At 66.2% G+C, this 15,059-nt stretch carries 17 protein-coding genes and 1 other RNA gene; 7 read left to right on the top strand and 11 right to left on the bottom strand.

Features of this window, described 5'->3' with window-relative positions; all coding sequences use genetic code 11:
• The 4 genes from B0T44_RS10920 to B0T44_RS28540 form a co-directional block, all read right to left on the bottom strand.
• Positions 1-899: MFS transporter (locus B0T44_RS10920; protein ID WP_081511934.1), on the bottom strand; the 899-nt coding region annotated here is incomplete at its 3' end.
• Between the two features lie 12 nt (positions 900-911).
• Entirely contained in the window at positions 912-2,549 is a 1,638-nt protein-coding gene (gene pgm, locus B0T44_RS10915) for a phosphoglucomutase (alpha-D-glucose-1,6-bisphosphate-dependent) (RefSeq protein ID WP_077117271.1), read from the bottom strand.
• A gap of 41 nt (positions 2,550-2,590) precedes the next feature.
• Positions 2,591-2,953 carry a fluoride efflux transporter CrcB gene (crcB, locus tag B0T44_RS10910; protein WP_077117269.1) on the bottom strand — a complete coding sequence of 121 codons (363 nt, stop codon included), beginning with the start codon at positions 2,951-2,953 and terminating at the stop codon, positions 2,591-2,593.
• An 85-nt stretch (positions 2,954-3,038) separates the two neighbouring features.
• On the bottom strand, positions 3,039-3,308 hold the full coding sequence (locus B0T44_RS28540) for a fluoride efflux transporter FluC (protein ID WP_367946989.1): 270 nt from the start codon (positions 3,306-3,308) through the stop codon (positions 3,039-3,041).
• Between B0T44_RS28540 and B0T44_RS27130 the strand changes: the two genes are divergently transcribed.
• The 3 genes from B0T44_RS27130 (at position 3,295) to B0T44_RS10895 (ending at position 5,762) form a co-directional block, all read left to right on the top strand.
• Entirely contained in the window at positions 3,295-3,480 is a 186-nt protein-coding gene (locus B0T44_RS27130) for a hypothetical protein (RefSeq protein ID WP_175648033.1), read from the top strand. The two genes, B0T44_RS28540 and B0T44_RS27130, sit on opposite strands and share 14 nt — an antisense overlap.
• A 220-nt stretch (positions 3,481-3,700) precedes the next feature.
• On the top strand, positions 3,701-4,366 hold the full coding sequence (locus B0T44_RS10900; RefSeq protein WP_077117267.1) for a TetR/AcrR family transcriptional regulator: 666 nt from the start codon (positions 3,701-3,703) through the stop codon (positions 4,364-4,366).
• 64 nt (positions 4,367-4,430) lie between these two features.
• Positions 4,431-5,762 (top strand): D-arabinono-1,4-lactone oxidase, encoded by a 1,332-nt coding sequence (locus B0T44_RS10895; protein ID WP_077117265.1) that lies wholly within the window; start codon positions 4,431-4,433, stop codon positions 5,760-5,762.
• Here B0T44_RS10895 and B0T44_RS10890 read toward each other — a convergent pair.
• The gene (locus tag B0T44_RS10890) at positions 5,727-6,470 is read right to left on the bottom strand and encodes an SIR2 family NAD-dependent protein deacylase (RefSeq protein WP_077117263.1); all 744 of its coding nucleotides are present in this window, start codon (positions 6,468-6,470) and stop codon (positions 5,727-5,729) included. The two genes, B0T44_RS10895 and B0T44_RS10890, sit on opposite strands and share 36 nt — an antisense overlap.
• A 154-nt stretch (positions 6,471-6,624) precedes the next feature.
• Between B0T44_RS10890 and B0T44_RS10885 the strand changes: the two genes are divergently transcribed.
• The gene (locus B0T44_RS10885; protein WP_245839453.1) at positions 6,625-6,813 is read left to right on the top strand and encodes a hypothetical protein; all 189 of its coding nucleotides are present in this window, start codon (positions 6,625-6,627) and stop codon (positions 6,811-6,813) included.
• 120 nt (positions 6,814-6,933) lie between these two features.
• A complete protein-coding gene (locus B0T44_RS10880) occupies positions 6,934-7,563 on the top strand; it encodes a hypothetical protein (protein ID WP_077117259.1) in 630 nt (209 codons plus the stop codon).
• Between the two features lie 63 nt (positions 7,564-7,626).
• Here B0T44_RS10880 and ssrA read toward each other — a convergent pair.
• The 6 genes from ssrA to B0T44_RS10850 form a co-directional block, all read right to left on the bottom strand.
• Positions 7,627-7,995: a transfer-messenger RNA gene (gene ssrA, locus B0T44_RS10875) on the bottom strand.
• A gap of 96 nt (positions 7,996-8,091) precedes the next feature.
• Positions 8,092-8,565 (bottom strand): SsrA-binding protein SmpB, encoded by a 474-nt coding sequence (gene smpB, locus B0T44_RS10870; protein ID WP_062972833.1) that lies wholly within the window; start codon positions 8,563-8,565, stop codon positions 8,092-8,094.
• A gap of 65 nt (positions 8,566-8,630) precedes the next feature.
• The gene (locus B0T44_RS10865) at positions 8,631-8,846 is read right to left on the bottom strand and encodes a WLR motif membrane protein (RefSeq protein WP_077117257.1); all 216 of its coding nucleotides are present in this window, start codon (positions 8,844-8,846) and stop codon (positions 8,631-8,633) included.
• Positions 8,847-8,974: 128 nt separating this feature from the next.
• Positions 8,975-10,876 carry a DNA helicase RecQ gene (gene recQ / locus B0T44_RS10860; RefSeq protein ID WP_077117255.1) on the bottom strand — a complete coding sequence of 634 codons (1,902 nt, stop codon included), beginning with the start codon at positions 10,874-10,876 and terminating at the stop codon, positions 8,975-8,977.
• A 330-nt stretch (positions 10,877-11,206) separates the two neighbouring features.
• Complete coding sequence (gene hisN / locus B0T44_RS10855; RefSeq protein ID WP_077117253.1) at positions 11,207-12,007, bottom strand: histidinol-phosphatase; 801 nt, start codon at positions 12,005-12,007, stop codon at positions 11,207-11,209.
• A gap of 110 nt (positions 12,008-12,117) precedes the next feature.
• A complete protein-coding gene (locus B0T44_RS10850) occupies positions 12,118-12,717 on the bottom strand; it encodes an NADPH-dependent FMN reductase (RefSeq protein WP_077117251.1) in 600 nt (199 codons plus the stop codon).
• A 143-nt stretch (positions 12,718-12,860) separates the two neighbouring features.
• On the opposite strand from B0T44_RS10850, the gene B0T44_RS10845 reads away from it, so the two are divergent.
• Together B0T44_RS10845 and prfB are read left to right on the top strand one after the other, a co-directional pair.
• The gene (locus B0T44_RS10845) at positions 12,861-13,712 is read left to right on the top strand and encodes a helix-turn-helix domain-containing protein (RefSeq protein WP_077117249.1); all 852 of its coding nucleotides are present in this window, start codon (positions 12,861-12,863) and stop codon (positions 13,710-13,712) included.
• Positions 13,713-13,918: 206 nt separating this feature from the next.
• Positions 13,919-15,034: a peptide chain release factor 2 gene (gene prfB, locus B0T44_RS10840; protein WP_077117417.1), complete on the top strand. Its 1,116-nt coding sequence runs from the start codon at positions 13,919-13,921 to the stop codon at positions 15,032-15,034.
• Positions 15,035-15,059 lie beyond the last annotated feature (25 nt).

Below are 15,059 nucleotides of genomic sequence, written 5' to 3'. Positions count from 1 at the left end.
AGGTTCGGCGCGATACCGAGCCCGGTGGTGCCGACCGCGCACACCACTGCCCCGGTGATCAGCAGCGGCCGCCGCCCCCAGCGGTCCGACAGCCGCCCGGAAACGAACAGCACGGCCGCGTTACCTGCCGCGAACACTGTCAACGCCACCCCGGCCATGCCGGAGGGCTGGTCGAGCACCTCCACCACCAGCAGCGGCACCAGCGCCATCCGCACCCCGTACACGGCGGCGCCGTTGGCGAAGTTCGACCACAGCACGGCCCGGTATTCGGGTCGGGCCAGTCCGGCGCGGAAGGTCATCGCCGGTGCGGTGCTCGTCGTATCGGGCTCGGCGAGCTGGGAGTTGCGCAGGTTGAAATAGACCACGGCGCTGGCGATGAGCAGCGCGATGGCGTAGATGAGGAACGGCACGCGCAGACCGAAACCGGCCAGCGCACCGCCGACCAGCGGCCCTGCCAACGACCCGATGAGGAAACTGGTCGACCACAGACCGGAGACCCGGCCACGCTGGTCGGGTGGCGAAAGCCGGATCACCAACGCCATCGAGGAGACGGTGAACATCGTCGACCCGATCCCGCCGAGGGATCGCAACACCATCAGCTGCCAGTAGGTTTGCGCGAAGGCACTCGCCCCGGTGGACACCGCGACGATCAGCAGTCCGCTCAAATACACGCGGCGCTCCCCGAGCCGCTGCACCAGCCGCCCGCTCACCGGCGCGAACAGCAACCGCATGAGCGCGAACGCGCTGACGATCGCCGATGCCGCTGCGATTCCCACACCGAAACCGAGCGCGAATTGCGGCAGCACCGGCGAGACCAGCCCGAACCCGATGGCGATAACGAACGCGGCCCCGACGAGCACCCAGATCTCGCTGGGCAGGGGCTTACTTCTACTACTCAACAACTGCAATGACTATTCACCGGCCAGCGTCCTGCTCACCATGTCCTCGGCGGCCGCCTGCACCTGCGCCAGGTGGTCGGGTCCGTGGAAGGATTCGGCGTAGATCTTGTATTTGTCCTCGGTGCCCGACGGCCGTGCCGCGAACCATGCGTTCTGGGTGGTCACTTTCAACCCGCCCAGCGCTGCCCCGTTACCGCGAGCCTTGGTGAGTACTGCGGTCACCGGTTCGCCTGCGATCTCGTCGCCGGTGACCTGTTCGGCGGAAAGCCCCGCGAGCAACTTTTTCTGCTCCGGTGTGGCGGGGGCATCGATACGAGCGTAGGCGGGGCTGCCGTAGCGGCGTTCGAGTTCGGTGTAGCGGGCCGACGGGCTCTGTCCGGTGACGGCCGCGATCTCGGCAGCCAGCAGGGCCAGCACGATACCGTCCTTCTCGGTGGTCCAGGCAGTGCTGTCCATCCGCAACAGCGACGCGCCCGCGCTCTCCTCTCCGCCGAAAGCCAGGCTGCCGCTGAACAAACCGGGCACGAACCATTTGAAGCCGACCGGCACCTCGTACACGTCTCGCCCGAGCACACCGACGACCCGGTCGATCATCGATGACGTGACCACGGTCTTGCCGATCTTGGTGAGCGCATCCCACCCCATCCGGTTGGCGATCAGATATTCGATCGCGACCGCGAGGAAATGGTTGGGGTTCATCAGCCCGCCGTCGGGGGTGACGATGCCGTGTCGGTCGGCGTCGGCGTCGTTGCCGGTCGAGATGTCGTAGTCGTCTCTGATGGCGACCAGCGACGCCATCGCATGCTCCGAGGACGGGTCCATCCGGATGGCGCCGTCGCTGTCGAGCGGCATGAACCGCCACGTCGGGTCGACCGTCGGGTTCACCACTTCCAATTCCAGGTCGTAGCGCTGCCCGATTTCCTCCCAGTAGTCGACGCTCGCCCCGCCCATCGGGTCGGCGCCGAGGCGGATGCCCGCACCGCGGATGGCGTCGAGGTTGAGCACCGACGGCAGGTCGGCGATGTAGTGGTCGAGGTAGTCGTAGCGTTCGGCGGTGGACATCGCCTGGGCGAGCGTTCCGCGTTTGACACCGGACAGTCCGCCGCGCAGCAGCTCGTTGGCTCGTTCGGCGATGGTATCGGTGGCCGAGGTGTCGGCCGGGCCACCGTGTGGCGGATTGTATTTGATACCGCCGTCGCGGGGCGGGTTGTGCGACGGTGTCACCACGATGCCGTCGGCCTGGTGTTTCGCGCCGCCCGCGTTGTGCCGCAGCACCGCGTGGCTCAGGGCGGGGGTCGGGGTGTAGCGGCCGCGGGAGTCGATGACCGCGCCGACTCCGTTGCCCGCGAGCACCTCGAGCACTGTGGTCCACGCAGGCTCGGACAGGGCGTGGGTGTCGCGGGCCAGATACACCGGCCCGGTGATGTTCCTGGTGGCGCGGTATTCGACGATCGCCTGGGTGATGGCGAGGATATGTGCCTCGTTGAAGGTGGTGTCGAGGCTGGAGCCGCGATGCCCCGAGGTGCCGAACATCACGCGCTGCCGCGGCTCTCCTGGGTCGGGGAGGTGGCTGTAGTAGGCGGTCACCAGTCCCGGAACGTCGATCAGGTCGCCGGGGCGCGCTGCTCGCCCGGCTCGGTCGTGGGCCATGGTCGGTTCTCCCTTCGAGGTCGGCTGCGCCCGGCTCGTCATCATGACGCCAACCCCGCGGTCGTGGCCGCCGCGGTGTACACCACGGCCAGGCAGGACGCGACGTTGAGCACGATATTGCTGACGGCGTGCACGTAGGCGCCCTCAGCCGCCAGTCTGATCGTCTCGTAGCCGAAGGTGCTGAAGGTGGTGAGCGCACCGCAGAAACCGGTACCCGCGTCTGCCAGCAGCAACCCGTTTGTTTCCGTTCCGATCAGCGCACCGAGTAGCGCCGAACCGATAATGCTAACGCTCAGTGTGCCCAGCGGCAGTTTGGTCTCCCAGCGTGCGGAGACGGTGCGGTCCGGCAGATAGCGCGCCGCAGCCCCCAGCATCCCGCCTGCGGCGACCCATGCCGCCGTCATCCGGCCACCTCGCCGCGTTGCCGCAACCCGTGTTGCCGCAACCCGCGTTGCTGCATCCACTGCCCCGCATCCACCGGTGATCCGGTCATTGCCCTGCGACCCTTTCCGTCATACCGTTCATGTTGTCTACCGCGCCCTGCCCATTACCCCTCGCACCAGGCCGATCCCGAGCACGACAGCGCTCAGACATGCCACCATGGTTTCCCCCCAGATACGCGAGAGCCTCACCCACCGCTCCGGAATCGAGGAGGGTGCGGGTCTCCGCACTATAGGTGGTGAACCCGCCGAGTACGCCGACACCGAGTAAGGGTCGCAGCAACCTGTTGGCTACCCATACTTCGGTGCTCAGAACCATCAGAATTCCGATGGCGGCGTATCCGGTGATGCCGACAACGAAAGCCCCACGGGATATGGCCGGCCTGCGGCGGCCACGCGGTCGTGACGCCGTAGCTCAGCAGCGCATCGAGACCGGCACCAACCGCTACTACCAGCAATATCACTGGGTTCACAGTCAGCGGTCGCGCTGAACCTGCCATATCCGCCTCCTCCCCAGAACCGACGAAGGGCCGTCGGTGACATCGGCGATGAACACACGGCCGCAACGGTATCGGTAGCTACCGACAACCAGAACGGCCGACACCCCGAATAATCCGGTTCCGGCAACCAGCAGGCGCCACGGCGTGGCCACGACCACCCAGTAGTGGAGGAATATCCTCCACTTAATTTTCGCCTTGTTAGACTGCGTATGTGAAACACGCCACGACTACGCCCGCACCCCGCCGGTTGCGTGCCGACGCGGCGCGCAATCAGCAACGCATCGTCGAGGCCGCGCGCGAACTCTTCGCCGACCGCGGACTGGAGATCACCCTCGACGATGTGGCCGAGCGAGCGGGTGTCGGTGTCGGCACCGTCTACCGGCGTTTCGCAAACAAGAAGGAGCTCATTTCCGAGGTCTTCGAACATCACGTCGGCGAATTCGCCGATGCCGCCGACCGGGGCTACGAGCATCCCGACCCCTGGGCCGGCCTGGTCGAGTTCTTCGAATACGCCTGCCATCACATGGCAACCAACCGTGGTCTCGGCGAAGTTCTGCTCGAAATGGACGACGATATCGAGCGTTTCCACTGCGCCCGCGACCGGATAACCCCGACCGTGGCGGCGATCGTGGCACGCGCACGGGACGCGGGCATCATCCAGCCCGATATCGAAGCCACGGACTTCTTCGCGCTGATCCATATGGTCGAAGGCCTGGCCGAATTCGCCAAACCCGTCAATCCCCAGGTCTGGCGTCGCTATATGGCGCTCACTCTCAACGGGATCCGCGCCGATAGCACTCCACGCCAGCCACTGCCGGTGCGCGCCCTCACTTTCGACGAGGTCGAAGCGGCCAAGACCGCACTGTGCCGTCGCTGACCATCCGATAACCAGTTCACCCCGGGGTAGCGCGCGTCACACCCCGTCCCCTAAAGTTGGACATGTGACCAATTCTTGGGTGAACTGGGCCGGGGACCAACGATGCGCTCCGGCACGTATTGCCACCCCGCGTGATCGCGCGGAACTCACCGAAGTCCTTGCCCGCGCTGCCGACGACAACCATCGGGTACGCGTGGCCGGCTCCGGTCATTCGTTCACCGACACCTGCCTCACCGACGGTGTGCTGCTGAACCTGTCGCAGATGAACCGGATCGTCGATATCGACAGCTCGAGCGGCCTGGCCAGGGTCGAAGGCGGGCTGACGCTCAACGCAGCCAGCGCTGCCCTGCACGAACACGGCCTGGCCTTCCCGAATCTGGGTGATATCGACGTGCAGACCATCGCGGGCGCCACCGCGACCGCGACACACGGGACCGGCGCGCGGCTGCAGAACATCTCGGCCGCGATCCATTCGGTCGAGTTGATGCTCGCCGACGGGAGCACCGTTGAGGTCGACGAGCAATCAGATCCCGAGGGCTGGCGGGCCGCGCGCGTCAATATCGGCGCGCTCGGCGTGGTCACCGCGATGACCCTGCAACTCGTGCCCTCGTTCGTCCTGGAAGGTATCGAGCGGCCGGTGCCGGTTGACGAGGTACTCGCCGACCTGGACTCCTATCTCGACAGCAACGAACATTTCGAGTTCTACATGTTCGCGCACAGTCCGACAGCTATGACCAAACGCAACAACCGGATCGACCTGCCCGAACAGCCCCGCCACAAGGCCGTCGACTGGTTCGCCGACATCCTCGTGCAGAACCACCTTTTCGACGCTCTGTGCCGAGTCGGGCGAAAACAGCCTCAGCTGGTGCCGTGGATCCAGCGCGGAGCGGCATACGCCGGGAGCTACCGGCGTCAGGTGGACCGCTCGTATCGAGTCTTCGCTACACCGCGCACGATTCGGTTCACCGAAATGGAATACGCCGTGCCCCGGGAGGTGTCGGCCGCCGCCATCCGTGAGATCAAAGAGCTTTCCACGAAATACGACACGGTGATGCCGATCGAGGTCCGCTGGGTCGCCGCCGACGACGCGTTCCTCTCCCCGGCGAGCGGCCGCGACACCTGCTATATCGCGGTACACACCTATCAGGGCATGGACTACGAACCGTACTTCCGTGCCTGCGAAACGGTTTTCGACCGTTACCAGGGCCGCCCGCACTGGGGTAAACGACACTTCCAGACCGCCGAAACACTGCGCACCCGCTATCCGGACTGGGAACGTTTCGCCGATGTCCGCGCCCGGCTCGACCCGCAAGGCCGCTTCGCCAACGACTACCTCGACCGCGTCCTCGGCCCGGTCAGCTCACGCCCTGAGTATCCGTTCCACCAGACGGGGTAGCGCTACACCGATCGGGTCACGCACGACCTCGGTCGCGATACTGTCGTACGGGGTCGGCTCAGCATTGACGATCACCAGATCCGCGCCGGCCTCAACCGCTCGCGCACACAGCGACGCGGCGGGCTCCACCTGCAGCGACGTGCCCAAGGCCAGAAAAATATCGCTGACCTCCGCCGCCAGCGACGCCTTCAGCAACGACCGCGCATCCAGCGCCTGCCCGAACATGATCGTGCCCGCCTTCAGCACTCCGCCGCAGTCGGGGCACGGCGGATCGGCCTCACCCGCAGCCACCCGCTGCAGCGTCGCCGCCATCGTCGACCGGTAGGCACAGCCCACGCAGACGACGTCGAACATATTGCCGTGGATTTCGATCACCCGATCAGGTGAGGACCCCGCGCGCTGATGCAGCCGGTCGATATTCTGCGTGACGATGGTGACCGCGCGACCTGCGCGTTCCAGCTCGACCAGCGCGGTATGCGCGGCGTTCGGTTCGGCATGCCAAGCCGGATTGTCGCGGCGGGCCAGCCAGGAACGTTCCCGCAGCTCGGGGTCGGCCAGGTAGTTGTCATAGGTCGACAGCAGCTCGGCCATCGGATCTTTCGTCCACGCCCCGCGCGGGCCCCGGAAATCGGGGATCCCCGAATCGGTGGAGATACCGGCGCCGGTGAGTACGCCGATACGCCCGGTCCGCTCATACCACCGGGTCATCGGGGTGACCGCCGCGTTGCGTCAGGGGTCGGTGTCGTCATATTCGCCAGCCTAAACACCCAGCGGGCGAGCCACCCGATCAGATTTTTGCTGAGAGTTTGCTGATAACGGTTTGGTAACTGGCTACGGCGGGTATCACTGAACTATGACAGCAATGCGCAACCGACCCACCCGGATTGCCGGTATGGAATGGGGCACCGCGCTGCTGGCCTTGGCCACCTGCCTCATGTTCACCGCCGGTATCGCGACCATGACCCGCTCCGTCGCCACCATCCTCATAGCGTCCGCGAGTATCGCTGCGGGCCTGGCCGTGACCCTCAAAATCCTGCGGCCGATCCAGTAAACGCTCGGCAATTCAGCGTTGGTCCGGTCCGCAGGGGGCCGAACCGATGCTTTTCCAGGCCGACCGGCTGCTCCCCTCCGTGACAATAGTCTCCCCGGCAGCCGAACCTACTCTTGATGTATGCCCCTCCCGAGCGATCCGTGGTCGGCCGACGACTGCCCTGACGAGCAGAAAGGGGCTACCGGGCAAACCCACACCACCACCAGAGCTCACGCTCGGGACGTTCTGCCGCCCAGCTACGTCGACAACATCAACCGGACGTTCCCCAGATCAGGCCGGACCGAGCCTCGCGAGCTCCCGGAACCCGTTTCCGAACCCGCGCCGCACACGGGAACGGCGGCCCTCATCGGCATCTGCATCGGTGTCGCCCTGCTGATCGTGTCCGGCTTCTTGCTGGTCGACCGCTCGAACGACCCCGCACCGGTGCCCTTGGCAGCCCCCACAGTCCCCGTGGCCACGGCAACGCCGACCACAACCACCCCGCGCACGGTCGTTCACGGTAAGGGGGTGACGTTCGGCAAGGTCGTCGCAAACGACGGCACCACTTTGAAAGTCGCGAGCCCCCTCGGCACCGTCACCACAGTCCGCGCCGACTCCGGCACCAAGGTTCTGGTCCTGGTCGCGACCCGGCTAGCCGATATCGGCGTCGGCGCACCGGTCGCCGTCTACGGGGACAAACAATCCGACGGCTCCATCCTCGCCACCTTCATCACCGGCGTCTCCCTCGGCCACTCATCAGCCCCCGCGTGAGGGCCGGGTTACTACCGACGGGCAAAGAAAAAGCCCCTCACCTGGGGAACAGGTGAGGGGCCCTGGTGGAGCTGCCGGGAATCGAACCCGGGTCCTCCGCCGCGTCATCAAGGCTTCTCCGTGTGCAGTTCGCTGTGCCTCTACTCGGATCTCCCGGTCTCGCGAACAAGCCGGGATGACGATCCCAGTCGCTGTTGAATGTCCCGCCCTACTCCGCGACCGAGTAGAACGGTGAGCCCTCTAGCTGATGCCGGCACCGGAACCGAGGGCATATTCCGGGCCGACAGAGACGCTGTCGCTTAGGCAGCGAGAGCGTACTCGCGCTGATGAGAATCGGCGCTTAATTGGTTGCAACGACGCTTACGGTGGTCTCTTGCCTGCACCGACACGCTTCCCCTGAATCAACGTACGCAGTCGAAACCGTTCAGCCCCGTACGTCCCGGCACCTTGCCGGGCTAGTCATGTTAACACCTTGCTCACCAAGATTCATTCCCATTTTTCGCCACGGCTCACACCGAGGAACCGGGCTCAGCGCATGCCTTTGATGCGCCTGCCGAGCTCCCTGGTCACCTCACGTTCGGCGGTGCGGCGAGCCAGGTCTTGGCGCTTGTCGTAGTCCTGTTTACCCTTCGCCAGGGCCAGCTCGACCTTCACCTTGCCGTCGGAGAAGTACATCGACAGCGGCACCAGGGTCTGGTTTCCTTCGCGCGACTTGCCGACCAGGCGTTCGATCTCGCGTTTGTGCAGTAGCAGCTTCCGCACCCGGCGCGGGGAGTGGTTGGTCCAGGTGCCGTGGCTGAACTCCGGGATGTGCAGGCCACGCAGCCACACTTCGCCGTTGTCCACCGTCGCGAAGGCGTCCACCAGCGAGGCCTTGCCCTCGCGCAGACTCTTGACCTCGGTACCGACCAGCGCGATCCCGGCCTCATAGGTGTCCAGAATCGTGTAGTTGTGCCGCGCCCGGCGGTTGGTCGCGATGACCTTGCGCCCTTTCTCCTTCATGCCGACAACCATAAGGCCGCGGAGCAACCGGTTTATTCCCGGAGTACCGACGCGAGTCGGTTCGGTCACAGCGCCAGGTACAGCACAAGGATCGCGAGGAACGCGGCGACCAGCAGCACGGTCGACAGGCGGGGTAGCCTACGGCGCCGCCGAGCCTGTCCGCCGCGGTTCAGCCAGCCGGTGTCGACGGCGGGATCCGTGCGCCGGTGGTTCATCGGCGGCAGATCGGGGGCCGGCGAGTTGGGGAAGCCGTCGCTGCCGAGCTCGTCACCGGATGTCATAGATGGCACGCTAGTCGCCGGCCCGGTCCCGGTGGAGAAAGACGAACGGGGAGTGTGCTGCCGTTTCGTCCCGGCCGCCCCTTATGCCCCGCCGGAACAGTGGGCCCGCGGCATGGTGGGCAGATTTCTCACACCTGCGCCCCGGATGTGTCCATCGCAGTGGCGAGCAGCTCGATCACCTGTTCGCCGTAGCGGGCGAGTTTGCTATCCCCCACTCCGCTGATCGCGGCGAGGCCGGGCAGGTCGGTGGGTTTGCTGGCGGCGATATCGCGGAGGGTGGCGTCGTGGAAGACGACGTAGGCGGGTACACCCTGCTCCTTGGCGGTGGTGGCGCGCCACTCGCGCAGCTGCTCGAACAGCGCAACGTCTTCGGGCGCCAGATCGGCGGGGGTGGCCTTGGCGGCCCTGGCGGTTTTGGCGGAGCGGACCGCGCGGGCAGGGGTGGCCTGTTCAGGTTCCCGGCGTAACAGCACCTTGCGCCCGTCGAACAGCACGGCGTTGCTGTCTTCGGTCAGGGTGAGCACACCGTAGTCGCCGTGCACCGCGAGCAGCCGCTGGGCGAGCAGTTGCCGGATCACACCGCGCCACTCCACATCACGCAGTTCGGTACCGACGCCGAAGACGGTCAGCTCATGGTGGTCGTACTGCTGCACCTTCTGGTTCATCTTGCCGAGCAGGATGTCGATCAGGTGGCCCGCGCCGAAACTCTGCCCGCGTTCGCGTTTCAGCCGCAGCACCGTCGACAGGAGTTTCTGCGCGGCCACCGTCCCGTCCCAGGATTCGGGCGGGGTGAGGCAGGTGTCGCAGTTACCGCACGGCTCGGCGGGCTGGCCGAAATAGGCGAGGAGCTGGGTACGGCGGCAGTGCACCGTTTCGCACAGGGCGAGCATCGCGTCCAGGTGCAGCTGCAGTTGCCTGCGGTGGGCGGCGTCGCCTTCGGAGGCATCGATCAGTTTGCGCTGCTGCACCACATCGTTGAGGCCATAGACCATCCATGCGGTCGAGGCCAGCCCGTCCCGGCCCGCTCGCCCGGTTTCCTGGTAGTAGCCCTCCACCGATTTCGGCAGGTCGAGGTGGGCGACGAAGCGGACATCGGGTTTGTCGATGCCCATCCCGAAGGCGATGGTGGCGACCACCACGAGACCGTCTTCGCGCAGGAAACGAGCCTGGTTCTCGGCGCGGGTGCGGTTGTCCAGACCAGCGTGATACGGCACGGCGGTGACACCGTTTTCGGTGAGGAACGCCGCGGTCTTCTCCACGGAATTGCGGGACAGGCAGTAGACGATGCCCGCGTCGCCGGGGTGCTCGGTGCGGATGAAGTCGAGCAGTTGCCGGTCGGGGCGGTTCTTCGGTTCGATCCGGTACTGGATGTTGGGCCGATCGAAACTGGCGACGAATCGGCGCGCACCGTGCAGGTCCAGGCGTTCGATGATCTCGTCGCGGGTTTTCTGGGTGGCTGTGGCGGTGAGCGCGATCCGGGGAACGTCGGGCCAGCGTTCGTGCAGCAGCGACAGCGCCAGATAGTCGGGCCGGAAATCGTGGCCCCATTGGGAGACGCAGTGCGCTTCGTCGATGGCGAACAGCGCGATCTTGCCGCGGTCGAACAGCCGCGCGGTGGCTTCCAAGCGCAGCCGTTCCGGCGCCAGATAGAGCAGATCGAGTTCACCGGCCACGAACTGCGCCTCGACCATGCGGCGCTCGTCCGGATTCTGGGTGGAGTTCAAGAATCCGGCGCGGACCCCGAGCGCGCTGAGCGCATCCACCTGATCCTGCATGAGCGCGATCAGCGGCGACACCACGATCCCGACGCCCGGCCGGACAAGCGCAGGCACCTGGTAGCACAGCGATTTCCCGCCTCCGGTGGGCATGAGCACCAGCGCATCGCCGCCGCCGACCACATGGTTCACGATGGCACGCTGTTCACCACGGAAACTGTCGTAACCGAATACCCGGCGTAGAACCTGATGCGCCGCATCGATGTCGGTGTCGGCGGTGGGATTCGCGAGGTGCTGGGTGTCGGCGGAAGTCACGCGGCCATCCTACGAGCGCCGCCCGACACCCGGACCCCGCCAAGGCTGCTCGAGCAGCCGCTTCGCGAAAGTTGTCCACATGCGGACAAACCCCGGTCGCCCGCCGCTCTCCACGGGTCCGGTGCGGCAGCGTGGACTGATTTGTCTTCCATGGCGGTTGAATTCCACGCCACCGTACCGCTCCGGTGGCCGCCACTCCTCGGACCACGAAGGTGACACGTGACCCACGGTTTCACCGAGTTCCGTGAGTTCCCGCTTCCGCCGCAGTGCCAGGGCCCCGCCAGTGTCATGCTGTTCGAGAAATCCTTGGCAACCGGTCCTGAGCCTTGGCTATTGTCCGGTAGCTCGAGGCTGTAGTCGGCGCAGGGCTTCCTCATGCAGGTGGCCGTTGGTGGCGATCGCGTCCCCACCGTGCGGGCCGGGTTCGCCGGACAGCGAGGTGAAGGTGCCGCCTGCCTCGCGGACGAGGATGTCCAGGGCCGCGAGATCCCACAGCGACACCTCGGGTTCGGTGGCGATATCGACCGCACCTTCGGCGACCAGGCAGTAGTTGAGGAAATCGCCGTAGCCGCGCACCCGCCACACCTCGTCGGTGAAGTCGATGAGCTGCTCCCGCAGGCCGCGGTCGCGCCACCCGGACAGGCTGGAGATGGCGAGGCTGGCCGAGTCGAGGCCGGTGACCGCCGACACGGTGATCGGCTTCGGCGCACCCGGATGGAAGCTGGACCATGCTCCCTGCCCGACCCCCGCCCACCAGCGGCGTGCCAAGGCGGGGGCGCTGACCACACCCACCACCGGCACACCGTCCTCCAGTAATGCGATCAGGGTCGCCCACACCGGGACACCACGTACGAAGTTCTTCGTCCCGTCGATGGGGTCGATCACCCACTGCCGCCCGGTGAATTCGGCATCCCCGCCGAATTCCTCCCCCAGCACCGGATCTTCGGGTCTGCCGTGCCGCAGCATCCGGCGGATCGCCTGCTCCACCGCCACATCGGCGTCGGAGACGGGCGTCAGATCTGGTTTGGCGTCGACCTTCAGATCCAGCGCACCGAACCGTTCCCGGGTGATCGCATCCGCCTCGTCGGCGAGCCGCAGGGCGAGTTCCAGATCGGAGGAGTGAGCAGCCACGTACCGACCCTATCGGGCAGCCCGCATACGGTCACGACCGCCACAGAGCTCGGCGAGGCCACTGCCGCCCCGCGCACCGATCGGACCGAGGCTGGGCAACCCGCTGCCGACTACGAGGCCGCGGCCGGCACCCTCCGCGCTACCGCCAGCGCCTCCGCCCACCAGTGCAGCCGGTCGAGCACGGTTCGCGCCGCGGCAGCAGGTTCTTCGGGCTCACGCAACCGGCCTTCCTCGTCGAACGACAGGTAGTAGCGGGGGAAGGACACGTACTCCCGGACCGTGTGCGCGTCGAGTTCGTTGAATACCTGCCGTAGCTGTTCGATGGCCAGTAGTCCGCCGCTGGCGCCGCTGTAACCGACGAAGGCGACCGCTTTCGCCTGCCACTGAGTGAAATGCCAGTCGATCACGGCTTTCAGCGAGGCAGGGAAGCTGCGGTTGTAATCGGGGGTGACGATCACGAACGCGTCGGCGGCCTCCAGGCGCCGGCTCAGCTCGCGCATTCCCGCCGGGCGTTCGGGGTTCGGCTCCAGCGCCGGGGGCACCGCGGGCAGTTCCAGCGGGATATCGAATTCGGCGAGGTCGATCACGTCGATCTCGAAACGGCCGTGCCGCGCAGCCTCGGCGGCGAACCACGAGGCGACCACGGGACCGAAGCGGCCGTCGCGCACACTGCCGACGATCACGCCGAGTCGTAACGAGGTACCGGTCATTGGTGTTCTCCTTCACGTCGGGTGACCGGTCGGCCACCACCTGCCCGACAATCTGCCGCCCGGCTGGCACGGTGGGGAGACCGTCGCGAGAGTGGTACTGCCACGGCCACCCTGAGCCGATCCGATCCCGCTACGTTGGACCAGTGAGTAACGAGCTCGGGTTGTTCCTACGCAGCCGTCGTGACGCGCTGAATCCGGCGCGGGTGGGGCTGCCCACCGGTCCGCGCCGTCGCGCACCGGGGTTGCGGCGAGCGGAGCTGGCGACTCTTGCCGGGGTGAGCGTGGAGTACATCACCCGGCTCGAGCAGGGTCGCGACCGGAACCCGTCACCGCAGGTTCTGGCCGCGCTCGCCGACGCGTTGTGCCTGACCCCCACCGAACGTGTCCACCTGCACCGGTTGACCAAGGGCGACAGCGGTTTCCACTGTTTGGGCGGTGCCCGGCCGAACCAGCAGGTCCGCGCCCAGGTCAGGGCCTTGCTAGGGCGATTGGAACCCGCCGCGGCGATGGTCGTCAACGGACTCACCGAGGTGTTGGCCTACACCGACGGCTTCCGGCGGCTGATGGAGCCTGCCGGGCTGTTCGACGACGAGCCGCACGTGAACCTCGCCCAGTTCGTCTTCTCCGATGAACGGGCACGCGAGCTCTACCCGGAGTGGGGGCATATGGCCGATCATCTGGTCGCCTCACTCAAACAGGGACCGTTCCGCGCCGACCCCGAGATCGCAGCCTTGGCAGACCAGCTGACCATTACCGCGGGCGCGGAATTCACCGATCGGGTGACGACCGTACCGAACCTGCCCGCGGCCACCGGCGTAACCAGGCTGGACCATCCCTGGGTCGGCGCGTTGCGGCTGGCCTACGAAACCCTGGACCTGTCCGCCGACGACGACCAGCAACTCATTGTGTACCTCCCCGCCGACGCCGCCACCTCCACCGCACTGGACGAGCTCACCGGCAGACACCCCGGCGCGCTACGCGCGGTGTCCGGATAACCAGCGGCCCCTCGACCAGCACACCGACGTGGATGCGTGCCTGACGACGGCACCCCTTCCCTCTCAACGCGAGCCCGCCGAGCAGGCCGCGTGTTCGAGCAAAAGCGGTAGACGGGCAGACCCCAACAGCCGCACTTAGGCAGTGGTGCGGATAAATGCGCACGGCCGGAGCGAAGGCGGAGGTACGCCTAGTAGCCTTGTTCATCGTGCAGCCAGACGTTACCGCCGATCTCGCCGAACTCGACGCGACCTTGAAGACCGTCGAGTCTGTCCTCGATATCGAGGAGCTGCGCCGTCGTATCGACGAGCTGGAGCATCAGGCAGCCGATCCCGAGTTGTGGAACGACCAGGAGCATGCGCAGCGGGTGACCAGCGAGCTGTCTCATGCCCAGGGCGAGCTGCGCCGGGTGGAGGAGCTGCGGCAGCGGCTGGAGGATATGCCGGTGCTCTACGAGCTGGCGGAGGAGGAAGAGGGCGAGGCCAAAACCGCCGCCATGGCCGACGCCGACGCCGAGCGTGCCACGTTGCGCAGCGATGTGGAGGCCATGGAGGTCCGCACGCTGCTATCGGGCGAATACGACAAACGTGACGCGCTGGTCAATATCCGCTCCGGTGCGGGTGGTGTGGACGCCGCCGACTGGGCGGAGATGCTGATGCGCATGTACATCCGCTGGGCCGACCGGCACAAGTATTCGGTGGAGGTTTACGAGACCTCCTATGCCGAAGAGGCCGGGATCAAGAGCGCCACCTTCGCCGTGAAGACCCCGTACGCTTACGGCACGCTGTCGGTGGAGATGGGCACGCACCGGCTGGTCCGGATCAGCCCGTTCGACAACCAGGGGCGTAGGCAGACCTCGTTCGCCGAGGTCGAGGTGCTGCCGGTGGTGGAGACCACCGACCATATCGAGGTACCGGAAACCGATATCCGGGTCGACGTGTACCGCTCGTCGGGTCCGGGTGGCCAGAGCGTCAACACCACTGACTCCGCGGTCCGCATCACCCATATCCCGACTGGCATCGTGGTCACCTGTCAGAACGAGAAATCGCAGCTGCAGAACAAGGTCGCGGCCATGCGAGTGCTGCAGGCCAAACTGCTGGAGCGCAAACGGCAGCAGGAGCGCGCCGAAATGGATGCGCTCAAAACCAATGAGGGCGCTTCCTGGGGCAACCAGATGCGCTCGTATGTGCTGCACCCGTACCAGATGGTCAAGGATCTGCGCACCAACTACGAGGTCAACAATCCGTCGGCGGTACTCGACGGTGAGATCGATGGGTTCATCGAAAGCGGTATTCGCTGGCGAATGCGAGAGCAGGTGGCCTGATGCACCTCTCGGGCAGCGAGACCGC

The sequence above is a fragment of the Nocardia donostiensis genome, assembly GCF_002081715.1.
GTDB classification, from domain to species: Bacteria; Actinomycetota; Actinomycetes; order Mycobacteriales; family Mycobacteriaceae; genus Nocardia; species Nocardia donostiensis.
The sequence above is the reverse complement of the archived record's forward strand: the minus strand, read 5'-3'. Positions and strand labels throughout refer to the sequence as shown.